Genomic DNA, 23670 nt, shown 5'->3' on the forward strand with positions numbered 1-23670 from the left:
GGAAACCTAGCTGACTTATACTTTCTGAAAGTATAAAAAAGGGTGCATTTGTCCCAAAGGACAATGCACCTTTTTTCCTATATCCGATAGCTATCTTACATCCCTGTCTCTTATTTTTCTAATCTCAAATATCGTATCAAAGCAACGCATACTTCCCCTTTTTTCATCTCTCTTTGGGGTAGAAATGATGTACCTTCTCCCTTCATAATACCCAATCCATCCATAATGGCCACGTAACCCTGATATCCTTGGGAAATACTTGCCTTATCCTGAAAAGGAATTTGATAAATACTTAACCGGGCAATTTTATCGCCTACAATCGTACGGGTGATAAATTTAGCCACTTCTTCCCGGGTCAGGGAGGCCTGGGGTTTGATCTCAGCTTCTGTAATTAATCCCGATTGTTTGGCTTGCTGATAATAATTATCATACCAATTGCCGGATGTGGCATCAGAGAGATAACTGTTAGCGGATTTTACCAAGACCTTGATCAATTCTGCCTGAGTCATCGAAGCATTAGGTTGGAAAAGACCGTTTTCGTAATGCAATAAACTCATTTGATTCAGGGTATTGATCTCATTTTCTGCCCAATGCCCTTTGATGTCCGTAATCTCTCCGGCCTTTTTGTCTTGCAGAGGTTCTCCGTTGTAATCCAGCATTTGTCCGGTGACGGCGTCATAGCGATAGCTTTCCAAAACTGCCAACTTATAAACTAAACGTAATTTTTGATCCTGGTCCTTGGAATAAACCAGGGTCATGGGGTTTTCCGTCAAATTTTTAGCGGTAAAGGCACCTTTCTCGATGACATTATCTACAGATGGGAAATTTAGATCTAAAAAGCGGATCCGGAAACTGGTAATTTCCCCGGTATAACTATTCACTGATGCATAAACAAGATTTTGCGTAAAAGGAATCTCATTTACCAGCCGTTCATATTGGAAGAAATAACTTGGTTGGTTATTCTCATCGCTCATCCCCATAGGGCGCACAAAATATTCCGGTTGAGGGCGCAGATTGCCAACTGTCTCAGGATAGTTAGCCTTTAAAAACTCCTGGACGATTTTTTCGGCATCAGCTTTGGTCTTGATTTTTAAATCTTTCTGCGTCCCTTGATTGCTGTAAGGATATTGATCTTCGTTCTTATCAAAGGCCAATACCTTCCCTGTCTTGGCGTCGATTTCAACGCTGGCCCAGCCATAGCGATCCTTTGCTTCCAGACTCCATTGGAAGGACCAGATGCGCAGTTCAGGGAATTCCCAGTCCTTATTTAAATTGGAGGAATTTAATTTATAATTCTCAGGAACCGTAATCGCTTTGGTGGCAATTTCAAAAGCACGTTCCCGGGAGATCAAGCCTTTCAATTGATCCGCTTCCTGTTGCTCATACGGCTCGAGAGGAGATGAAGGGCTATTTTCCATCCCTCCCATGCCCCCCATGCCTTTATCGTCAGCGTACGGGCCATAATAGGAATCGGTAATTATTTCTCCTGTCATGGCATCAACGGCTATTTGATAAGGGTTATTAATTTCATAGATGGTCTTTATGGGCTTGGATCTGGGTTTAAAGTATTTTAATTCAAAACCAAGCTTTTCGGTAAAGATTTTTTCTGCATCTGCAAGACTTAACTTTGCCGTTTGCCCAGGAACATCAATCTTTTCCCAATTCACATAAAAGCTGCGTACTTCCCCCGTCTGCCCGTTTACCTCCACATTGATGTTATTCATGGGATATTCAATCCCCTTGATGGTACGCACGAATTGATAGTAATGAAAAACAGGACCCCCATAATAAGAACCATTATTGGGTTTTAAAACAATCTCATTAGCTTTAGAGGGTGCAACCTTTTTGATGAAATTACGGGCTATTTTTTCCCCTTCCTGGCGGGAAACTTTGGGAATGCTGCTGAATTTGCCGGAATAATCATTGGGATTATAATAAGTAAAGCCTGCTATTTCACCGGAAACAGCATTAACCCGCACATTCAGCTCCCCTCCTCCTCCCTGCTCCGTATACCAACGCAATGACCAGATATTGTCATTTTCATTTTGCTCATAGGTGGAATCAAACTGATCCAGATCTTTGGTTAATGGGAATAAATCCTTGGCAATTTTGATCGCCTGTTCAACGGTCATCAATTGTCCATCGGTTCCCGAGGCAGCAAAAACAGTTGCGGGAAAGATACCAAAAAGCAGTAATAGGGTAATTAATATTGATGAAATTCTTTTCATGGTGGTTCCCCTCCTTTATTTATTTAGTATTATATAGACGGAAAAACTCTGTTGAAAGTTTCCGAGCTATATCTATTTATATGTTTTTTTATTTATGTCATGACTTCCTGGATTATCCTTATCTAATCCATGCCAAAATAAATATTGAATTTAAAAGCTGATCCATTTAAAATGCAGCCTTTAATGGATGGATCAGCTTTTATTAATCTTTAGTCCCAATTACATGCTTTAAATTGTTTCTTACCGGCACCGCATAAAGGACATTTGTAATTCTCCGGCAAATCTTCAAAGGAACATCCTTTTTCCACTTTATTCTTTTTACAGCCTCTTTCCGGGTCGTAAATATACCCGCAATTGGGCATTTGACATTGCCATTGTTTTTGTTTCTGTTCACTCATTTTTATCCCTCCCATGATTCTATGATCACAACTTTTCTTTATCTCATTTTTGCATAACCTAAGGGTATTTACAACTATACAATTGCCTCAATCCCAATTTATTTAAGTAAAACAATTGCAATTCGGCAGGATATTTCTTGCAAAGACAGAAATGATAAATAATATTTAATATTTCTTTTTAGAAGAGAGGGAACAAGATGCTGGGTTTGGCCTTAGAAGGAGGCGGGGCTAAAGGCGCCTTCCATTTTGGTGTGGTCAAAGCGTTTCTTGAGGAAGGGTATCAATTTGACGGCATTACCGGAACATCTATTGGGGCATTGAATGGAGCAATTATCGCCCAGGGAGATTTTGAAACGGGGTATCAAATATGGGAGAATATCGATAATTCCCTTTTATTTGACCTGGAAAAAACCTGGTTGGATAAAATCGCCCAGCGCCAAATTGATAAAGAGACTATTTTTCACCTGACCGCCAAAATAAAAGAATTAATCACCAATAAAGGAATCGATACCGGCAAAATGAAAGAATTGATGGAAAGCATTCTTGACGAAGACAAATTAAGGAATTCCCCCATTGATTTTGGGCTGGTGACAGTATCCCTCTCTGATATGAAGCCTTTGGAGCTTTATAAGGAAGACATCCCCCAGGGGCAGATGATGGAGTATCTTATGGCTAGCGCCGGTTTTCCCGGTTTCAAATTGGAGCGCATCGAAGGCAAGTATTTTCTGGACGGCGGCTTCTATGACAACTGTCCGATCAATCTCCTGGCCAGGAAAGGGTATCAAGAGATTGTTGCCGTCAGAACCTTAAGTATCGGAATCGTCCAGGATATTAAATTTCCCAATGTAAAATTAATTACAGTTAAGCCTTCCGAAGACCTAGGCAGTATTCTAAATTTTGATAACAATATGATTCAGCGAAATTTAACGATGGGCTATTTTGATGCCCTGCGTGTTATCAAAGGTTTAAAAGGTAAGAAGTATTACATCCAGCCTATTGAAGAGGATTTCTTTATTCATGCTCTATATCTGATCCCGGATGCAGATATTAAAGACTTAGGTGCATCTTTAGGCCTGAAAGAAATGACTCCTAAGCGCATGCTGTTTGAAAAAATGATACCTCTTTTGGCCAGGAATTTAGGGCTTACATCCTTAGCATCTTATCAGGATATTATTATCGGTGTCTTTGAGGATTTAGCCGCAAACGGGGAGGTAGAAAGGTTTAAAATTTATTCCTTTGATCAATTCCTTACCGAGATAAGGAAAATCTTAACGAATTCCAGGAATCAAAAATCCGCCAGGGTGCCATCCCAAAAACAGGCAAACCTTCTGGCCGGCCAAGTAATTTTTAATAGTATTAATCAACTGCGCCCTTGACACTCCTATGGCTAAAGCCGATGGAATTCTTGGGTGATAAAACACCAATTCATTTCTGATAGGCGAGTATGACCCCAAGCTGAGGTTATGCCATTAATTTGATGAGAAATAATAAATACACTAATTGAAAAAATATGAAAAACAAGTGGAGGATCAACTATCATGATGAAATTTAAGCATTATATCCATTGCATCGATGCCCATACCGCCGGTGAGCCTTTGAGGATTATTACTACCGGTCTGCCTCCCATCCAGGGCAAGACAATCTTGGAAAAAAGGCAATTTATGCTGGAGAACTATGATCATTTGCGCAAGCTGATGATGTTTGAGCCCCGCGGACATAGCGGTATGTATGGTTGTATTCTGGTGGACCCCGTTACAGAAGACGGTGATTTAGGCGTTTTATTTACCCATAATGAGGGGTTAAGTTCCATGTGCGGCCACGGGATTATTGGTGTTACCAAAGTCGCCCTGGAAACAGGGATGTTGCCTATGAAGGAAGGGGAGAATATTGTCAAAATCGATACCCCGGCCGGAAGAGTAACAGCTTTTGCCGATGTGAAAGATGAAGAAGTAGAAAGAGTTCGTTTTCAAAATGTACCTTGCTTTGTCTACAAAGAAAATATCACCGTACCGGTGGATGGGATCGGGGGTGTTTTGGCCGATGTAGCTTATTGCGGTGCCTTTTATGTTTATCTGGATGTCAAAAAAGTAGGATTGACAGTCAGTCCGGAACATACGGAGAAATTGGTTCAGGTAGGCATGGAAATTAAGTATAAGGTAATGGAGCTCATGGAATTTAACCATCCTACCTCCGACGTGAACTGGCTTTATGGTACAATCTTTTTTGAAACTCCTGTGCGGGAAGGAAATCGTGTAATCACAAAAAATGTCTGCATCTTTGCTGAAGGACAGGTGGATCGATCCCCGACAGGGACAGGTACCGGCGGAAGAGTTGCCTTGCATTATCATAAGGGTGAATTAAAACAAGGAGATATTCTGGTTAATTACAGCATCATTGATACCCCTTTTGAGGGTAAAGTGATAGAGGAAACTAAAGTGGGAGATTATGATGGGGTGGTCACAGAGGTATCCGGCACTGCCCAAATCACAGGCTTTAATCAACTGGTCCTGGATCCCAGGGATCCGCTGCCGGAAGGATTCAGAATTATTGGCAGCTAATAGTAATAGATGGGTTGACACAATAATGCAGAAAAAGAGGAGGGTGGTCATCCCCCTCCTCGTTCTTGCAGCAACCTTATAACACTTGCTTTAAATGGTTTTATTCCTTATGCGAAGCATCCCACAGCTCTTTTCGGTAAATCTCCGTATAAGTGAGCTGATTATTGATGCGCTCAGAATTCATCAAGCTAATGGCATCCACCTTCATGCTCATCGGGGGTATATTTTGACTAAAGTCCTGGCAGTCAAAATTGTCTGCCGCCACGACAAGCCGCCCCAGGGTAAGATGGGGCCGGTAAGGCCTGTTTTCCAGTTTAAAACCTTGGGACCTTAGCCTCTCATACAGTTCCCGGTAAAGATCCGTCAGCACTGGATTGGCATCAACCCCAACCCAATAGATATCGCCTCCTCGGCGTTGGAATCGCCCAAAGCCGCCCATGGTGAGCTGAAATGGAGCACTTTGTACCTGTTCCATGATCTTCTCAATCCTTGCCTCTTGATCTGTTTCGCCGATAAATACTACCGTCAGATGCAAATTATCCTTTCTGGTGAAATTACCCTTTAGGGCAAATTTCTTAAATTCTGTCATGCTCTCGTTCAAAATATTTTTAATCTCTTCAGGAAAACGAATGGCAATAAACAACCTCATCAGACACCCTCTTTTCCGGGAAAATAGCTGCCCCGGCCGGCGAAGCCTTCCTCCCTTAATTTCCCCTCATTTCTTTTAGAGAAGCCTTTACATCTGTACAAAATAATTTCATCTCATCAAGTAACACTTCACCCATCAGACATATCTGAATCCAGTTTTTCTCTATTAAATAGGAACTGCGGAAACTTAAGTGATAGCCCTTTTGCTCCATAATATCTCCAAAGCACTGGGAGCTTACTCCCTGGGGAAGGGCACAGGTAATAATTGCCGGAGACGACCAGGATTCCGGCACGATGGCTTCCAATCCGCAGGTTTTCAATTCTTTCCTGATGAGCAAAGAAATCTTCTTTCTTTTCTCAAATTTATGGTCATCTAATAGCAATTGAACAGCTTTTTTTAAAGCATAAACCAAATTAGAAGAAATGGTAAAAGGAACCCCAAATTTTTCATGATAGTAGCCTAAATCCAAATAGATGGGAATTTTATGGGAAGGCTTAATTTCATGGTTATAAAAGACCATTGCAATTCCAGCTAAAGAGCCGATAGCCTTCCCGCTGGCCCCCGATGCCAGATAGACCCGGGAAAGATCTACAGGTACGGCGGCGATGGAGCTGACAGCATCCAGGCAAAGTTTCATCCCTCTGTTTTGGCAGAGAGATGATAGTCCGTGCAGGTCAAGCAATACCCCTGTGGAAGATTCACAATGAACTGTCCACAGCCAATCCCAGGCTTCGCCCTTTTGATCCATAAATTCTATGATTTCCTCAGGGATAAAGGTTTCTCCCCAAGTTTTCTGAAAGGCCTGAAAATCCAGGCCCCATCTTTCAGCAATCTGAATCAATCTTTCCCCAAATTCTCCTGCGGCCAGAATTAATCCTTTTTTGCCGATTAAAGACAGCTGGGCGGCGACGACCTCATTGGCCAGAGTACCGGAACCGGTAAACAGCTCCACCTTCCGGGCATTGACCAAGGTGCACAGCATATTTTGGGCATCATGAAAATCTTTTAAAAAGACTTCGCCCCGGTGAGAGACCGATTCACTAACATAGGCCGCTTTAACCGCCGGATGAATTTCCACCGGGCCGGGCAAAAGATTGACCCGCTTTGCGAGATCCTGCCGTGCTTGCTTCTTGTGAAACAAGCGACCGATGCCTTGAGCAAAATTCTCCACTGTGATATACATAGGCTGAAAATAAGCACCTTCCTTGCCTATTAAATGATGAAAGGGTACAAAACCGATATGTTGATATAATTTCAACTGTCTGGTCGTCCCGGACATCAGTGCGCAATCATATTTCTTCTCCAAACAATACCTTGCCAAGGCGTCAGCCAGATAATAAAAAACATAGCCTCTTCGGTATTTCCTATCCATCATTAAAAGTCTGATTTCACAAAGGTTTTCATAATCGCCAAAATATGAATCCAGATGATCAATTTTTTCATCCAGAGAAAAAGGTCTGTTTCCTCTTACCGCAATTGATCCCACCAGTTTTTCCCCATCCAGACAAATAATATAAGTGTTTTCATTATGGAACTTATCCACCAGACGCCTATCTTCATTTGGGAGATGCTGAGGAATCTCTTCAACAAAGGTCTGGTAATTCAAGCGATGAATCAGCTCAAACTCGGTCTTTTGATCTGCTATTTTGATGATAAAACGATTCTGCTCAGTCAAGTTGTTCACCTCAATGATTTCTCTTTTTGCGAAAGTTTTGGTAATCCAGGATGTTTTTACGATGCTTCGTTATTATTATAATCGCAAAAAGCAGGATCACCAATACTTTTTCACCCGAATAGTCCAGAAAGAACAGCACCAGAGGAAGGAGCCCGATACTGATGAGGCCGGAGATGGTGAATTGCCGAAGGATAACAAACACCGGCAGGTAAATGAGGAGGAGTATCAGCACCACGGTAATATCAAAAACGGTGATCACCCCTAAAAATGTTGCAATCCCCTTTCCTCCCTGAAAGTGCAGCTGTAAGGGTAAAATATGACCCAATACTACAGAAATCATTGCCATCATCTGAATACTATCTCGTAAATTCAATTGCTGCGCAATAAATACCACCATAGCCCCCTTAAGAAAATCAATCAAGAATACCACTAGAAAGTCTTTCTGCCCTAAAACTCGGCCGGCATTCAATGCCCCCAGATTTCCGCTGCCCAGCTTTCTAAGATCCACTTTCTTAAAAATGATCCCATAATAATAAGCACCGGAAAAACAGCCGATGAGATAAGAAAAAATAATAAAAAATATTTCTTTCAAATCCATTGTTATACAGCCACCTTAACGATTCATAAAACCTTATCCTACCTATATTACGATCTTTTCACCTCTTCCTCAAGTTAAAAAAACCTCACAATCGGCTGATTGTGAGGTTTCAGTTTAAATAATTTATTACTCTGTCTTTTTAATTCTCATGCCATAGAAGGAACGCCGGGCAAAGAATAAGGCAATGATCAGGAAGATAACTCCTATCGTGGGAGCAATATCTCTGAAGGACTCCGTAATGGCGATTTCCATGGCCAGCATACCAAACAAAGTAGTAAATTTAATAATTGGATTCAAGGCCACGGAAGAAGTATCTTTGAAGGGGTCCCCCACGGTATCACCAACCACAGAGGCGTCATGTAAAGGAGTACCTCCGGCCTTCAAATCTACCTCCACAACTTTCTTCGCATTATCCCAGCATCCGCCGGCATTAGCCATGAACACGGCCTGGTACAAACCGAATACGGCGATAGAAATCAAATAAGCGATAAAAAAGGAAACCGGTGCATTGCCATTCTTAGGCGCGGAAAGACAAGCAAAAGCCATGGCAAAAGAGAAAATTCCGATAAAAATGTTAACCATCCCTTTTTGGGCATATTGGGTACAAATCTTAACTACTTCTTTAGATTTCTCTGTAGAGGCCGCCTGGCTGGCATTCTCATCCAACTGAATATTTTTCTTAATATATTCAACGGCGGAATGAGCTCCGGTAGTAACCGCCTGGATGGAAGCTCCGGTAAACCAGTAAATGACCGCGCCGCCACATATAAAGCCTAAAATCGTGTAAGGATTGAGCAAATTAAGAATCGTTTCCGGTTCTACACCCAAAACATTCTTAATTACTAAGATTATAGAAAAAATCATGGTGGTGGCCCCTACAACAGCTGTTCCGATCAGAACCGGTTTAGCTGTAGCTTTAAAGGTATTGCCCGCTCCATCATTTGCTTCCAAATAATATTTAGCCTTTTCAAAATCCGGCTTAAATCCAAATTTTTTCTGAATTTCTTTTTCGCCGCCAGGCAGCTCTTCAATCAGGGATAATTCGTAAATAGACTGGGCATTATCCGTAACCGGTCCATAACTGTCCACGGCAATGGTCACCGGACCCATCCCCATTAAGCCAAAAGCTACCAGACCAAAACCAAAGACCGAGGGGTAAATCATGATGGTATCCAAGCCAAATCCACTGACAAAATAGGCTCCGAACATCAGGACAACGAAAACCAAACCGATCCAGAGGGCACTAAAGTTACCTGCCACAAGTCCTGATAAGATGTTCAGGGAGGCTCCTCCTTCCCGGGAGGCCTTCACTACCTCTTGCACATGAGTAGATTTGGGACTGGTAAAGATTTTGGTGACTTCCGGAATTAAGGCGGCGCCTAAAGTACCAAAACTGATAATCGTTGCCAGGAGGAACCAAATATCCTGATTTTCTAATGCGAGTCCAGACGTCGGTCCCAACATCCAATAGCTGACTGCATAGGTACCAATAATAGAAAGAATCGAAGTAATCCATACCAGGCTAGTCAAAGGCTGTTCAAAATCCAGATCATCTTTATCACTATACCTGGCCCGGCTGATAGCTTTATTAATATAGAAAGCCGCTACGGATGTAAGCACCATGAGAACACGCATTACAAAAACCCAGGTAAGAAGGTGTGCCTGTAGAGATACGTCTACAGCCAATACAATAAATGTAATTAATGCTACTCCCGTTACCCCATATGTTTCAAAACCATCAGCGGTAGGTCCTACGCTGTCTCCGGCGTTATCTCCTGTACAATCGGCAATAACCCCAGGGTTGCGGGGATCATCTTCCTTAATTTTGAAAACAATTTTCATTAGGTCGGAACCAATGTCGGCAATTTTGGTAAAAATCCCGCCGGCGATACGCAAAGCACTGGCGCCTAAGGATTCCCCAATAGCAAAACCCATAAAACTAGCTCCGGCTAATTCTCGGGGAACGAAAAGCAGAATCAAAAGCATCATGATCAGCTCAACACAGACCAGAACCACACCGATGCTCATACCGGCATCAAGAGGAATATTGAGCAGCTTCAATGGCTTCCTTTCCAATGAAGCAAAGGCCATACGGCTGTTGGCCAGTGTATTCATGCGAATTCCATACCAAGCAACACTATAGGATCCCAGAATACCTATAACCGTCCAAGCCAGAATTAACAATACACCGCCTAATCCTGCATCTCCGAGAAAACCAAAATAGAATGCGATACAAAGACCTATACACAAAAATAAGACCACTAAGAATTTTCCTTGCTGCACCAGATAGGTTTTACAGGTTTCATAAATAATTTGAGCCACATCCAGCATAGATTGATGGGCCCTGAGCTTTTTAACTTTTTGGAACTGATAAAAACCAAAAAATAAACCTAAAACCGCGATCCCGATTCCTCCGATCAATAAAGCACTCTGTTCCGGATTTAAGGTAGGAATCTTCAGGTCTGCTTCACTGGCAAATGCCATCACCGGTGAAAGCAGTAAAACAAGCCCGATAAAAAAACTGCGCAATATCCTTTTTCCCATTTTCGAAAGTACTTCCACTGCTACTGATCACTCTCCTCTTTTAAATTTTATGATGCAAGGTGACGCTCCAGGCAATGAGCGGTAACTGGACACCCCCTTTCATTTATAATATTAGTATTCAAATTACACAAAAGTATTATAATCCCGTTGGCAAAAATATGCAATATATTCATTGTCACACAAGACTGTCTTTTAAAGATGTTTCGAATATTTTGCGGACAATCTCCTTGGTGGGAACGCCTTCATGCACTTTGACGCCATCCACAAAATAAGTCTTAGATCCTTTCCGCGATATGCAGCCACGTTTCCTTGGTCAAAAAACTTTCTTCTGCCTGTTCCTCAAGTTCCAGGAAGCGTTTATATGGCATGGTAAAGGAAAGAATGTCTTTGTCGATAAATTTACGGGCTGAGGGATCCGTTAACCCTATGAAGCACTTAGGATTCTCCTTATCCACTTGATCAAGCCCATAAAGGATTGATTGATGACAGCCCGCACCAAAGTCTATTTTTACATTGTCCTGGGTGGGCTGATCATAATTGGCCAGCCACATCAGTGCCGACAATTGATCTGCATTAGTCAGAAAAATGATCGTCTCCGGTATTTCCCCTTCTGCCAATTCATCTAAAGGTCTAAATACCAGATATGTTTTGGAGATAGGAACAACAGGCAAGCCGGTGGCAAATTTCGCCGCCAGGTCCGGATTTTTCTTGTAAAATTCCCCCTCCATGCCGCCAACCCCACCCGTAGATAGGAAATACTCGATAAAACCTAATTCAAACTGTTTAAAACCCAGACCAACTGCCCCACCGTTACAACCGGTGGTTTGTTCATCGAATACGGCACTTTTCCCTCTTGTGGCAACGGCGTTCAACATTGAAATGACGCAGCCCCACTTTCCTTCCTTGAATTCCAAAGCACCTGCTGGTTTTTGATCTGCACGCAATACGGCCACCGGATGGTTTTTAAGCTTTACTAATTTGGCAATTTTACTGTTCATTTCAACACTCCCTTTTCATTATCTTCACAATTATTATCATACACAATAACCTCAATATCCCTTATTATAAGCAAAATTAAGGCTAAAAGGCAATAACATCATCCCCTGATTGAAACCCCAGGCTTTCGGCTATGCTCCTGCAACGTTAATGTCAAAAGGTATTTTACTTTTCATCGCAAGGGAAACACCTAATTTTATATTTGCAGGGAATACTGCTATAATAAGCGGGGTGATAAAATTGTCTTTAGAAACAACAAAAATAGAGCGGGAGAAAAAAGTGATTGAGGTGATGATCCGGTTGTATTGCACGAAAAACCACCAAACTAAAATCGATTTATGTGATGATTGTCAAAAGCTTCTGGAATATGCTGGTAAACGCTTGGATCAATGTCCCTTTGGCAATCAGAAATCCACATGTGCCCAATGCACTGTGCACTGCTACCAAAAAGAAATGCGGGAGAGAATCAGATCTGTGATGCGCTTTTCCGGTCCCAGAATGGTACTAAGTCATCCTCTGATGGCACTACGCCACTCATTAAATAGATAAAAATCTCTCTCGTCTCCAGTACACAAAAGAAAAGAGGATGCGCGGAAAACAATGAAGTTTCTGTGCATCCTCTTTTCGTCTGATGTCATGGTGATAATTGAACAATTCTACGGCTTAATCACCTTGACTGCCATCGTCTTAAAAACAGCATAGAGTTCATTACCCTTCTGAATATTCATATCCTGCAAGGATTGTCTGGTAATTAAAACTACCAAGGGAATGCCGATATCCAATAGCACTTGGACACTTCTATCGCCGATCTTCAGATCGGTTACCACTCCTTTCAGCATATTTCGGGCACTGCTAATAAAAAAGTTCCGCCGCTTAAAATAATATCCTCAGGAGCAATCGACACCTTGACACGGCCTTCCAGTTCGGTAGAAACAGAAATTTTTACCCCGTTGGCCAAAGCAAATTTTGCATCCCCTTCAGATATAATTTCAGCATCAAAGACATTTTCAGCCTTTCCCGTTCCCATGAGATATAGCTCAAGTTGGTATTGGGAAACCCGGATGCTTCTTCCGATATGGTGCGCCTTCAAGTCACCGCGTTTAATCATTTCATAGATTGTATATTTGGAAAGCTTCAGCTTCTTGGCCACTTCCTCTGGGGTGTACAAAATTTCTTCACTCATCAGTAGTGCCCTCCCATCAAATCCAAAATTAATTCTTCCTACTCTCAAATAGATAAATTCATTATACTACAAATAAAGGCAAAATCAATTGACAAGCATATTTAAGCTCATTATAATTAGTTTTGGTTAGTATTTGTTGGTTTTCGTTTTATTTGTTAAAACATTTTAAAAGGGAGGAAAAAAAGAAATGAAAAAAATGAGTTTACTATTAGTTTTCTTGATGATGTTTGCTTTAGTCCTTACAGGCTGTGGCAACGAAAATGGAACATCTGATGCGGAAGGACCTACAGATGAGGCAGTAGAAATCAACATATCAGCTGCCGCCAGCTTAACAGATGCCCTGACAGAGATTCAAGCCGAATACGCTAAAAAAAGCAATGCCATTTTACAATTCAATTTCGCCGCTTCGGGAACCCTGCAGAAACAAATTCAGGAAGGAGCTCCCTGTGATCTCTTTATTTCAGCCTCTAAGGGGCATATGGATACTTTAGAAGGAGACGGGCTGGTGGTCACAGACTCCCGCAAAGACTTATTGGGTAATACCTTGACCCTGATAGCCACGGCAGAAAAAGCGGATTTGATTACCGGACCAGAATCCTTTACCAATGATGATGTGGCCAGCATTGCCATCGGAGAACCAGAATCGGTGCCGGCAGGAAATTACTCCAAACAAACTTTCGAAAGCTTGGGAATTTGGGATCAAATTCAAGAAAAACTTGTCTTCGCCAAAGATGTGCGTCAGGTGTTACAATATGTTGATTCCGGCAATGCTGACTGTGGTCTTGTTTACAGATCCGATGCCATGTTGCTGGAAACAGGAAAAATCATTGTAGATATGCCTGCGGATTCTCATGACCCCATTGTATATCCGGCCGCTATCATGAAAAATGCTGCGCAACCGGAAGCAGCAAATGCATTCTATGAATTCCTGCAGACAGATTACGCCAAAAAAACCTTCGAAAAATATGGTTTTCAAGTTCTCTAAAGAAAACCACTCATAAAAGGAGTTTAACTAAATGCTAGCCCCGATCATTCTCTCGCTAAAAATTGCCTCTATAGCAACTGTCTTTTCCTTGATTTTAGGCGTTTTTTTCGCCTATTTAATCAACAAAAAGAATGTCCCCGGGAAAAATATTTGGGAGACGATTCTGATCTTACCGATGATATTGCCTCCTTCAGTGACAGGTTATCTGCTTTTAATCGCACTTGGCAAAAGAGGATGGATCGGGCGTTTTTTATTAGAAAATTTTGAACTGCAAATTGTCTTTACCTTGGTCGGCGCGGTTATTGCCGCATGTATAGTCTCACTGCCCCTTATGTATCAGAACGTCAAGGCAGCTTTTCTCACCATCGACCCCATTTATGAACAGGCGGCACAAACCTTGGGCAGCAGTGAAGGGAAAATATTCAGAACCGTGATCATTCCTTTAGCATGGCCGGGAATTATCAGCGGGATTGCCCTTTCCTTTGCCAGGGCTATCGGTGAATTTGGCGCCACTTTAATGATTGCAGGCAATATTCCCGGGAAAACCCAAACTATCCCCACCGCAATTTATTTTGCCGTGGAATCAGGTAATACGGAATTAGCCAATACATTAGTTCTAATTATGACCATCTTTAGCTTTGTCCTAATATTTGGATTAAATACATGGTTAAAGAACAAAAATTATTTAGACCACAAGGGTAGGGCGTAGACGTGAAGATCTATTTTAGGATTAAAAAGAAGCTGGACCATTTTACCATTGACCTGGAATATTCATTTGAAAAGGGAGTTCTTGTAGTTCAAGGGGAATCGGGATCAGGCAAAACCACCCTGCTCAATTGTATCTCCGATCTGAAGAATCCGGATCAAGGCAGGATTAGCTTGGGAGATCTGGTGGTCTTTGACGACACACTTGAAATCAACATCCCCACCCGCTTAAGAAATCTGGGCTATCTATTCCAAAATTTTGCCCTGTTTCCTCATATGAGCGTACATCAGAATATTATTTATGGCATTAAAAACAGTCCCGAATACAAAAACAAAAAAAGCAGGGCGGAGCTTCTTTCTTATTCTGAGCACATTATGAAAACCTTGGGCATCCACCACTTGAAAAAGAAACTGCCTAACAACATCTCCGGTGGAGAGAAGCAACGGGTTGCCTTGACTAGGGCGATTGTCACCAAGCCTAAACTGCTGCTTTTGGATGAGCCTTTTTCCGCCTTGGATCGGGAAACAAAAAAGATTGTCTATCAGGAATTCGCCTCTTTTAAGGAGCTTTTTAAAATCCCGACAATATTAATCACTCATGATAAAAAGGAGAACGAAATGTTTGGGGATGAGTGTATTTATATCAAGGATGGGGTTATTATTGGTTGCCCAACAGAGATTTAAACGCAAAAAATGAGTCAGAGTGAAACAAAAGTTTCCTTCGGCTCATTTTATTTTCTGGCAGGGCATTAAGTCACCTACTGAAGTTCTTTGACCTTATTGCTAAACCAGGCTGTATGCAGATCCTCATCAATTAAGTTGCCCCATAATAAATCAAATAAGGTCTGATGCCCCCCTGCCTTAAGAATAAAATCCTTGTAATCCGCCATAGCTTTTTGCTCCAGCAGAATATTCGCTTTTAATAAATTAGTGACGCCTGAGATACCGGAAAGGTTTCCTGCCAGCTTTCCCGTCAGGGGAGCAACGAATTCCCCCAGCACGGTGGGCTGACCCCCATATTGTTTAATCATCTCCGAAATATTTTTAACATGCTGCTCTTCGATGACCGCTACTCTTTCCAAGGTTCTTTTAAGATAAATATCCTCAACCTTTTTGCTTTGTGCGGCATAGAGATCCACCTGATTCAGTTCTAAGCTGTAAAACCAATTCAGCTTTTGAATGATATCTTTTTCATTTAACACGGCATCACCCCATAAATTAAAATCATCCTTTTCAGTCTTTCCCTAAAAGATAATTTTTATTGATGTAAAATGAGAAAACGCCGACCAAGATCGGAATCCCCTTGGTCGGCGTTAAACCTTGCTGTAGTGCTAATTGAGTTTTTCTTTTATTGCTCTAATGCTCATCCAGCGCATCAGATTTATTTTGGATCCTGCTTTGTCGTTGGTACCAGATAATCTAGCGCCGCCGAAGGGCTGTTGTCCCACTACTGCCCCCGTTGGTCTGTCGTTGATATAAAAATTACCGGCAGCATTGACCAGTTCATTTTCAGCTTGGGCTATTGCATATCTATCCACAGCAAATATTGAACCTGTCAATCCATATTTTGAGGTAGAGTCACAAAGCCTAAGTGTGTCTGCGAAATCTTCATCCTTATATACATAGATCGTTAAAACCGGCCCGAATATTTCCTCTTCCATAGTTCTGAGATGAGGGTTATTAGTAACAACTATGGTAGGTTCAATAAAATAACCGATACTGTCATCATATTTCCCGCCAATTATTATTTCAGCCTCATCTGAATTCTTAACAAATTCAATATATGATGTAATTGACTCAAAAGCTTTTTTATCGATTACAGCCCCCATAAAATTGTTGAAATCTTCAACATCACCAATTTTAACATTTCTTACTTTTTCCAACAGGTTTTCTTTAACTTCAGTCCAGATGCTGCTCGCTATATATGCGCGAGAAGCTGCGGAGCACTTTTGCCCTTGATATTCAAATGCCCCCTCAAGAAGGCCTCGTGATAATGCTTCTATATTGGCAGAAGCATGGCCGATGACGAAATTTTTACCTCCGGTTTCACCGACAAGTCTTGGAAAGGTTTTATATTTGTCAATATTGGTTCCTACAGACCTCCACATATCTTGGAATACCTTTGTTGAACCGGTAAAGTGAATCCCGGAAAGATTTTCATTTGTTAAAATAAGATCTCCAATATCTTGTGAATTTCCGGGGATAAAGTTAATAACGCCGTCTGGAATCCCTGCTTCCTGAAACAATTTAAACACCAGGTAGGCAGAATAAACCGCAACAGCTGCCGGCTTCCATAGTGCAGTATTGCCTGCGATAACCGGTGCTCCTACAAGATTGCTGCCGATGGCAGTGAAGTTAAAAGGAGAGACCGCAAAAATAAATCCTTCAAGAGGCCGATACTCGGTTCTATTCCATATTCCGTCTGAAGATATTGGCTGTTCACTGTAAATTTGATGCAGGCAGCTTGCATTATATCTCATAAAATCTATTAATTCACAAGCTGAATCAATTTCCGCCTGTTTATATGTTTTGCCCTGGCAGAGCATGGTAGCAGCATTGAGTTTAGCCCGCCATTTTCCCGAGGCCAATTCAGCAGCTTTCATAAAAATTGCTACCCTGGATTCCCAATGTAAACTTTCCCAGTTTGCTTTTGCTTTTAATGCTGCCTCAATAGCCATTTCAACTTCTTTTTTCCCTGCTTTATGATATTCCCCGATAACTTTATTTTTATTATGAGGAAGAATGCATTGCCCTTTATTGCCAGTCCTAATCTCCTTGCCATTTATGATGACAGGTATATCAACCAATGAATTTTTCAAATTAATCAATTCAGCTTCAAGCTCTTTTCTTTCAGGGCTTTCCGGCAAATACTTCAATACTTTTTCATTTTTAAATTTTAACTCTTTCGATATACTGTTTCTCATACAATATCTACTCCTCATAATAATTATTATTTACTTCAGATAATTTAAGCATCATAACCGTAGCATGCATTCCATCGTTTTCAGCAACTCATCATGAAGCATAATAATTTGTTCTGTTAAGCGGGCCCTAATCTGCAGCATTAACTTATATTCATTTAGTCCATAGAACTCCTCGCATTTATTACTATAATACATAAATAACTCATATATTACAACCAAAGGTTTATAAAATAAAAAAATATTTACTAAAGGTAATTTTGCTAGAAATCTTATTTTTAATGGTACTTCGTCCACCAGTCCACCAAACCTTTGGCACTGACCTCAATGGTGGAAGGGTACATCGAGGGCAGGGGTTTGTCCTTTGGCCAGCCCAGTTCCTCCAAAACATCTTTGATTTTTACTTCCATGAGATCATAGATTTCCTGCCAAGTGGTGGCTCCTTTAGCAAAAGCTTCTTCTGTCAGCGCGCAAAAAAGATCCAGGTTTCTTAGGGTTGTGTCCAGGTATTCGTTGGTGAGATTTTTCTTGACGCCAAAATGGGAAAAATATAATTGTTCCGGCCGAAGGCGCCTGATTTTTTCCAAGGATTGCCGGTAGGCTTGAGGATCAAATTGATTGGGCGCCGAGGGTAACAGACTGTATTCAATCCCGTAGAGAGCCAACTCGGTGTTGTAGACGCCCAACTGATCTCCGCAAAACAAACCATTAGTAAGGCTGTCCATAATGGTTAAATGATGATTGGCATGTCCCTTGCCATGATAAAAGGTAAGCGTGCGTTCCCCCAAATCCAGACTGCTTTCATCCTCCAGAGCCCAAATACGTTCCGGAGCAATGGGCAGCACCGGTTCATAAAATTCATAAGCATCCCCATAAGCGATTTTAGCTCCGGCAATCAGACGACTGGGGTCTGCCATGTGACGGGCTCCGGCAGGGTGTACCAATAGACGAGCATTAGGACATTGATTTAATAGCCATCCTGCCGATCCGGCGTGATCTAAATGAATATGGGTCACAATCACATATTTAAGGTCGGAGGGGGTATACCCTTTGCTTTTTAAAGTATTGAGGATTATCTCACCGGCGGGGCCGGGGCCGGTTTCCACCAAGGTTAAATGATCTCCTTCTATTAGATAACCACAGGTTTTACCAGCCTGACCGCAATCAAAATAATCCATCATCGTAATATTTATCACCTGGAGATCCTCCTGCTTATTTGTTTTCGGGGATGAGCTTGTTGAACTCCTCTTCCTTAAAGCCCAGCAGTACTTGCTCCCCCGTAAGGACAATGGGGCGAAACATGATCTTGGGATTCTTAGTGAGCAGTGTCAGTGCTGTTTCTTCAGTTAAATTTTCTAAATCAGCGGGTTTGATGCCCAGATCTTTGAGATTTCTGCTTTTGGGATTAATCAACCCGGCAATGGGAATCTTTTTCCTTTGAGCGATCATTTTTAATTCATCCGGCAACAATTGATCCTTTTCCAGATGGCGGTAAACAAAATCCAGCCCATGATCAGAAAGCCACGCTTTCCCTTTGCGGCAAGTGACTCAGCTGGGTAAGCAAATATAAGTAATCGAATCCAACAATAATCTCCTCCTTTGATCAAGGATTCACTATCCATTATCAAAAACTTAAGTTTATTCCAGGGGAAAAACAATCTAACTTGTTACAAATATTGTACATTTATGAGGAATTTCCTGCCGGAGCGCAGGAAATTTTGCCGATTTTTTTGACAGCCCTAAATTATATAGGGTAAAATAACAAAGGAAAAAACCAGCACAAAGTATGAGGAAGAGGAGTAACAATATGAGCATCTTAACCGTTGAAAATGTCAGCCAGGGATTTGGTGCCCGTAAGATTTTGGAGGATGTTTCCTTTCGCCTGTTAAAAGGTGAGCATGTCGGCTTGATCGGTGCCAATGGGGAAGGAAAGTCCACCTTTTTAGATATCATTACCGGACAACTGATGCCTGATGCAGGAAAAATAGAATGGGCGAAACGTGTAACTGTAGGATATTTGGAGCAGCATTCCACATTAGCCAAGGGGAAGTCTATCAGGGAGGTGCTAAGAGAAGCCTTTCAAAAGATGTATGATCTGGAAGCTGATATGCTTGCCCTTTATGATCGTATGGGGGAGACCCAGCCTGAAGAATTAGATGGGATAATGGAAGATGTGGGGGAGATTCAAGAACTATTGGAAAACAGCGGTTTTTATATGATCGAGGCCAAAATAGAAGAGATCGCCCATGGTTTGGGCCTGACTGATATCGGTTTGGACCGTGATGTAGCGGACTTAAGCGGGGGTCAGCGCACGAAGGTGCTCTTAACAAAGCTATTGCTGCAGAATCCTGCTATTCTCATTTTAGATGAGCCTACTAACTATCTGGATTTTGAACATATTGAATGGCTGAAAAGGTTTTTACAGTCTTACGAGAATAGTTTTATTCTCGTATCCCATGATATGGCTTTTCTTAATGCTGTGATTAATGTCATTTACTATATGGAGAGTGCCGGCCTTACCCGCTATACCGGCAATTATGAGCAGTTCCAACAGATGTACGCCACAAAAAAGAACCAGGAGTTAAAGGCCTACGAAAAACAGCAACAGGAAATAGAACGCATGGAGGATTTTATTGCCCGTAACAAAGCTCGGGTAGCGACGCGGGGTATGGCCAACAGCCGCCAAAAAAAACTGGATAAAATGGAAATCATGGAACGTCCCCGGGAAAAACCGAAGCCCGTTTTTCAGTTTCGGGAGGCTCGTGCCGGAAGTAAAATCGTGGTGGAGGCCAGGGATCTGGTTTTAGGCTATGATGAAGCCTTGACCAGGCCGGTCAATCTTTCCCTGGAACGAGGTGAGAAGATTGCCCTGCGCGGTGTAAATGGCTTAGGTAAATCTACTTTGCTGAAAACCCTTTTAGGGGAGATTCTGCCCTTTTCCGGTCAGGTATTTCTGGGGGAAAATATTTTTCCCGGATATTTTACCCAGGAATCCCAGCGCAACAATTATCATACGGCCTTGGAAGAGGTCTGGAATGAATATCCGGGTATGGGCAATTTTGAGGTGCGCGGCGCTTTAGCCCGCTGTGGATTAACAAATGAACATATCACCAGTAAAATGCTGGTGCTCAGCGGTGGGGAAAATGCCAAGGTACGTTTATGTAAACTGATGTTAAAGGATGTCAATTGGCTGGTCCTGGACGAACCCACGAATCACTTGGACACGGACGCCCAGGCGGAGTTAAAGAAAGCCCTGCAAGAATTTAAAGGAACTATTCTATTGGTGTCCCACGATCCGGATTTCTATCAGGATTGGGTAACGGGCATTTGGGAGGTAGAGGATTGGACGACAAAAATTGTCTAAGAGATGAAGGAAAAGGAGATTGTTAGATGACTGTGGATATTCCATCTGTAATTGCTGCCGAGACCCATATTCCCCTGAAGAAAGTATTAAATACCACGGGGCTTCTGGATCAAGGAAATACGGTGCCTTTCATTGCCCGTTACCGGAAAGAAATGACAGGAGAATTAGATGAAAATCAGATCAGGGAGATTGAAGAAAAGCTTAAATTCCATCGCCAACTGGAACAACGCAAGGAAGAAATTATACGCCTGATTGATGAACAGGGGAAATTAACCGCAGAGCTTCGGGAAAAAATTCTTAAAACCATGAAGCCGACGGAACTAGAAGATCTCTATCTTCCATATCGTCAAAAGAAAAGAACCCGCGCCAGTATGGCAAAGGAAAAAGGGCTGGAGCCTTTAGCCTTATATCTCCTGACTTTTCCTCAAACAGGATCTCCGGAGGAAGAAGGAGAAAAGTATCTATCCGAGGAGGTAACGGACGGGGAGGCTGCTCTTCAAGGTGCCATGGATATTGTAGCGGAAATGGTCAGTGAGGATGCCCAAATCAGAAAATGGGTGCGTGGGTTTTGGCTGGATCATGGAATGCTCTTAGTCCAGGCCAAGGACCCGGACAAGGATTCTGTTTATCGCATGTATTATGAAAACTATCAGGAGGCCGTGGCCAAGATCGTGCCCCACCGGGTACTGGCGATCAATCGAGGTGAACGGGAGGAATTCCTGCATGTGACACTGGACGTTAATCAGGACTTTATTCTGGAATACCTTTACCGTCGCTTTGTCAAAACGGGTATAACAGCAGATCTGGTTAGGAAGGCGGCGGCTGATGGGTACAAAAGGCTGATCGCACCTTCCATTGAGCGGGAGGTGCGGAACCATTTGACGGAAGCGGCGGAAACTCATGCTTTAAACGTTTTTGCCCAGAATCTGCGCAGCTTGCTCCTCCAGGCCCCGGTCAAAGGGAAGATTGTCTTAGGGTTAGATCCGGCCTACCGTACCGGCTGCAAATGGGCGGTGATGGATGCCACCGGGAAGGTCCTGGAAGTGGGAGTCATTTATCCCACGCCACCCCATAACAAAATTCGGGAAGGTGAAGAAGAATTAACCAGGCTGGTACAAAAGTACCGGATCCAGGCGATTGTCATTGGAAATGGCACTGCTTCCCGGGAAACAGAGCATTTTGTGGCGGAGTTTATCAAAAAATCCGCTGATCCCGGCCTTTCTTATACCATCGTCAGTGAAGCTGGGGCCAGCGTCTATTCTGCCTCCAAATTGGCAGCAAAAGAATTTCCCCAATTAGACGTAGCGGAAAGAAGTGCCATCTCCATTGGCCGCAGAATTCAAGATCCCTTGGCAGAGCTGGTGAAGATTCCTCCTCAAGCGGCAGGAGTAGGTCAGTATCAGCATGATCTGCCGGAAAAGCGGTTGTCAGAGAATTTGTCCAAGGTAGTGGAATCGGTGGTAAATTATGTGGGTGTGGATTTAAATACGGCTTCGGCCCCTCTCCTTGCTTATGTAGCCGGCATTAATGGCACAGTAGCCACCAATATTGTCAGCCACCGGGATGAACTGGGAGGTTTTAAAAACCGCAAGGAATTAAAAAAAGTAGCCAAATTAGGGCCAAAAACCTTTGAGCAATGTGCCGGATTTTTGCGCATTGCCGACGGGGATAGTCAGCTTGACAATACTGCCATCCATCCGGAGTCCTATGGGGTGGCGAAGCAGCTGCTCCAAGAGTTGGGTCTGGCTTTATCTGATGTGGGTTCTCCTGAGTTTATCCAGCCTTTGACTGATATAAGTAAAGCACCTAAAAGAATCATCTCTCTTGCTGAAAAAATCGGGACCGGTGTTCCTACCCTGACCGATATCATAGATAGCCTGCTCAAGCCCGGACGGGATCCCCGGGAGGATTTGACGCCTCCTATTTTTCGCACGGATGTTTTGAAGATCGAAGACTTACAGCCGGGCATGGTCTTAAAGGGCACGGTTCATAATTTGACTGATTTCGGCGCCTTTATTGATATTGGGGTGAAGCAGGATGGTTTGGTTCATGTCTCGGAAATTGCGGATCGTTTCATAAAGCACCCTCTAGAGGTGCTCTCTATTGGTGATGTGGTTACGGTGAGCGTGCTCGCGGTTGATGTGGCGCGTAATCGTATTTCTTTGACCATGAAGGGCCGGTCTTACTCCTAAATTTGATAAACTTCATCTTTAATTTGAAACATGCACATCGCTTCCATCCAAATTATTCTTTTGAAGTTTGTCCCCGTTATTTTTGCTGGATATTCATTCCGCCCTATAATATAATACTGTATAACAATACTGCCATCGCTCAATAAATTGTGCTTTTTTAACCCTTATGCAATGAAAGAAGTTTGTACATGAAAGGAGAGCCCCTTCATGGAATATCAAGCTTATCCGGTGACCGGTGAACAAAAATTATTGGCCATCGCAGCCCATCTCCTGTATTTACTGGGGGGTGTTGGCTTTGTAATCGCTCCCTTAATCATCTTAATCCTGAAACAAGACGATCCTTTTGTTTATGAACATGCCAAGCAAGCTTTGGTGGCACAAATAATGCTTCTGATTGCAGGAGCGGTGGTTTCTGTTTTGTGCATCGTGCTCATTGGTTTTTTACTCATTCCTGTACTGCTGGTTCTAGGCATTATTTTCGTGATAACATCCCTGATTGCCGCCTCCCGAGTTTTAAACGGCAGGCTTTATGCTTATCCTCTGATTCAGGGAATCATTCGGCGCATTTAATAAAAGCTTATTTCCCGGCAAATTTCCCCCAGGAAACCATATTTAAGAGCTATCATGTTATTTATCCTGATGTCAAAGTTATGTAAAATACAAAGAGGAGGGGC

At 42.5% G+C, this 23670-nt stretch carries 21 protein-coding genes and 1 pseudogene; 9 read left to right on the forward strand and 13 right to left on the reverse strand.

The features are described from left to right. Positions 1 to 110 precede the first annotated feature (110 nt). Together CEQ75_RS02015 and CEQ75_RS02020 are read right to left on the reverse strand one after the other, a co-directional pair. Positions 111 to 2228, reverse strand: coding sequence for an S-layer homology domain-containing protein (locus CEQ75_RS02015; protein WP_089608863.1), 2118 nt, complete (start codon positions 2226 to 2228; stop codon positions 111 to 113). A gap of 209 nt (positions 2229 to 2437) precedes the next feature. Continuing rightward, entirely contained in the window at positions 2438 to 2626 is a 189-nt protein-coding gene (locus CEQ75_RS02020; protein WP_089608864.1) for a rubredoxin, read from the reverse strand. Positions 2627 to 2823: 197 nt separating this feature from the next. Here CEQ75_RS02020 and CEQ75_RS02025 point away from each other — a divergent pair, with 197 nt between their 5' ends. Both CEQ75_RS02025 and CEQ75_RS02030 read left to right on the forward strand, forming a co-directional pair. After that, complete coding sequence (locus CEQ75_RS02025) at positions 2824 to 4002, forward strand: patatin-like phospholipase family protein (RefSeq protein WP_089608865.1); 1179 nt, start codon at positions 2824 to 2826, stop codon at positions 4000 to 4002. Positions 4003 to 4164: 162 nt separating this feature from the next. Next, a complete protein-coding gene (locus CEQ75_RS02030) occupies positions 4165 to 5184 on the forward strand; it encodes a proline racemase family protein (RefSeq protein ID WP_242965350.1) in 1020 nt (339 codons plus the stop codon). Positions 5185 to 5284: 100 nt separating this feature from the next. On the opposite strand, the gene thpR is transcribed toward CEQ75_RS02030, so the two are convergent. The 5 genes from thpR to CEQ75_RS02060 form a co-directional block, all read right to left on the reverse strand. Beyond that, positions 5285 to 5833: an RNA 2',3'-cyclic phosphodiesterase gene (thpR, locus tag CEQ75_RS02035; protein ID WP_089608866.1), complete on the reverse strand. Its 549-nt coding sequence runs from the start codon at positions 5831 to 5833 to the stop codon at positions 5285 to 5287. 55 nt (positions 5834 to 5888) lie between these two features. Then, entirely contained in the window at positions 5889 to 7517 is a 1629-nt protein-coding gene (locus CEQ75_RS02040; RefSeq protein ID WP_157677271.1) for an aminotransferase class V-fold PLP-dependent enzyme, read from the reverse strand. 1 nt (position 7518) lies between these two features. Further along, positions 7519 to 8106: a glycerol-3-phosphate acyltransferase gene (locus tag CEQ75_RS02045; RefSeq protein WP_089608868.1), complete on the reverse strand. Its 588-nt coding sequence runs from the start codon at positions 8104 to 8106 to the stop codon at positions 7519 to 7521. Between the two features lie 126 nt (positions 8107 to 8232). After that, on the reverse strand, positions 8233 to 10650 hold the full coding sequence (locus tag CEQ75_RS02050) for a sodium-translocating pyrophosphatase (RefSeq protein ID WP_089608869.1): 2418 nt from the start codon (positions 10648 to 10650) through the stop codon (positions 8233 to 8235). A gap of 275 nt (positions 10651 to 10925) precedes the next feature. Then, positions 10926 to 11648 carry a DUF169 domain-containing protein gene (locus tag CEQ75_RS02060; RefSeq protein WP_089608870.1) on the reverse strand — a complete coding sequence of 241 codons (723 nt, stop codon included), beginning with the start codon at positions 11646 to 11648 and terminating at the stop codon, positions 10926 to 10928. A 238-nt stretch (positions 11649 to 11886) separates the two neighbouring features. Here CEQ75_RS02060 and CEQ75_RS18805 point away from each other — a divergent pair, with 238 nt between their 5' ends. Beyond that, a complete protein-coding gene (locus CEQ75_RS18805) occupies positions 11887 to 12195 on the forward strand; it encodes a nitrous oxide-stimulated promoter family protein (protein ID WP_257912819.1) in 309 nt (102 codons plus the stop codon). 107 nt (positions 12196 to 12302) lie between these two features. Here the strand turns inward: CEQ75_RS18805 and CEQ75_RS02070 are convergent, their stop codons facing one another. Both CEQ75_RS02070 and CEQ75_RS19290 read right to left on the reverse strand, forming a co-directional pair. Further along, positions 12303 to 12485, reverse strand: a complete 183-nt coding sequence (locus CEQ75_RS02070) for a TOBE domain-containing protein (protein WP_089608871.1) — start codon at positions 12483 to 12485, stop codon at positions 12303 to 12305. After that, on the reverse strand, positions 12479 to 12829 hold the full coding sequence (locus CEQ75_RS19290) for a helix-turn-helix domain-containing protein (RefSeq protein WP_089608872.1): 351 nt from the start codon (positions 12827 to 12829) through the stop codon (positions 12479 to 12481). The genes CEQ75_RS02070 and CEQ75_RS19290 overlap by 7 nt, the downstream gene beginning before the upstream one ends. Before the next feature lie 187 nt (positions 12830 to 13016). On the opposite strand from CEQ75_RS19290, the gene modA reads away from it, so the two are divergent. From modA to CEQ75_RS02090, 3 genes are read left to right on the forward strand one after another with little or no spacing between them, the layout of a single operon-like run. After that, the gene (gene modA / locus CEQ75_RS02080) at positions 13017 to 13814 is read left to right on the forward strand and encodes a molybdate ABC transporter substrate-binding protein (RefSeq protein WP_089608873.1); all 798 of its coding nucleotides are present in this window, start codon (positions 13017 to 13019) and stop codon (positions 13812 to 13814) included. A gap of 31 nt (positions 13815 to 13845) precedes the next feature. Further along, positions 13846 to 14523, forward strand: a complete 678-nt coding sequence (gene modB, locus CEQ75_RS02085; protein ID WP_089608874.1) for a molybdate ABC transporter permease subunit — start codon at positions 13846 to 13848, stop codon at positions 14521 to 14523. 2 nt (positions 14524 to 14525) lie between these two features. Continuing rightward, positions 14526 to 15203: an ATP-binding cassette domain-containing protein gene (locus CEQ75_RS02090; RefSeq protein WP_198306607.1), complete on the forward strand. Its 678-nt coding sequence runs from the start codon at positions 14526 to 14528 to the stop codon at positions 15201 to 15203. A gap of 74 nt (positions 15204 to 15277) precedes the next feature. On the opposite strand, the gene CEQ75_RS02095 is transcribed toward CEQ75_RS02090, so the two are convergent. The 4 genes and pseudogenes from CEQ75_RS02095 to CEQ75_RS02115 all read right to left on the reverse strand — a co-directional run. After that, positions 15278 to 15721, reverse strand: a complete 444-nt coding sequence (locus tag CEQ75_RS02095; RefSeq protein ID WP_157677273.1) for a DUF2383 domain-containing protein — start codon at positions 15719 to 15721, stop codon at positions 15278 to 15280. Positions 15722 to 15850: 129 nt separating this feature from the next. Then, a complete protein-coding gene (gene pruA / locus CEQ75_RS02100; RefSeq protein WP_089608875.1) occupies positions 15851 to 17443 on the reverse strand; it encodes an L-glutamate gamma-semialdehyde dehydrogenase in 1593 nt (530 codons plus the stop codon). A gap of 275 nt (positions 17444 to 17718) precedes the next feature. Next, a complete protein-coding gene (locus CEQ75_RS02110) occupies positions 17719 to 18636 on the reverse strand; it encodes an MBL fold metallo-hydrolase (protein WP_089608877.1) in 918 nt (305 codons plus the stop codon). 16 nt (positions 18637 to 18652) lie between these two features. Then, a pseudogene (locus CEQ75_RS02115) lies at positions 18653 to 18973 on the reverse strand (arsenate reductase family protein); the annotation flags it as partial. A 274-nt stretch (positions 18974 to 19247) separates the two neighbouring features. On the opposite strand from CEQ75_RS02115, the gene CEQ75_RS02120 reads away from it, so the two are divergent. From CEQ75_RS02120 to CEQ75_RS02130, 3 genes are all read left to right on the forward strand, one after another. Next, a complete protein-coding gene (locus CEQ75_RS02120; protein WP_089608879.1) occupies positions 19248 to 20804 on the forward strand; it encodes an ABC-F family ATP-binding cassette domain-containing protein in 1557 nt (518 codons plus the stop codon). Positions 20805 to 20830: 26 nt separating this feature from the next. After that, positions 20831 to 22996, forward strand: coding sequence for a Tex family protein (locus CEQ75_RS02125; protein WP_089608880.1), 2166 nt, complete (start codon positions 20831 to 20833; stop codon positions 22994 to 22996). Positions 22997 to 23203: 207 nt separating this feature from the next. Further along, positions 23204 to 23566: a DUF4870 domain-containing protein gene (locus CEQ75_RS02130; RefSeq protein ID WP_089608881.1), complete on the forward strand. Its 363-nt coding sequence runs from the start codon at positions 23204 to 23206 to the stop codon at positions 23564 to 23566. The last annotated feature ends 104 nt before the right edge of the window (positions 23567 to 23670 follow it).

Source organism: Dehalobacterium formicoaceticum, assembly GCF_002224645.1.
Classification (GTDB): domain Bacteria; phylum Bacillota; class Dehalobacteriia; order Dehalobacteriales; family Dehalobacteriaceae; genus Dehalobacterium; species Dehalobacterium formicoaceticum.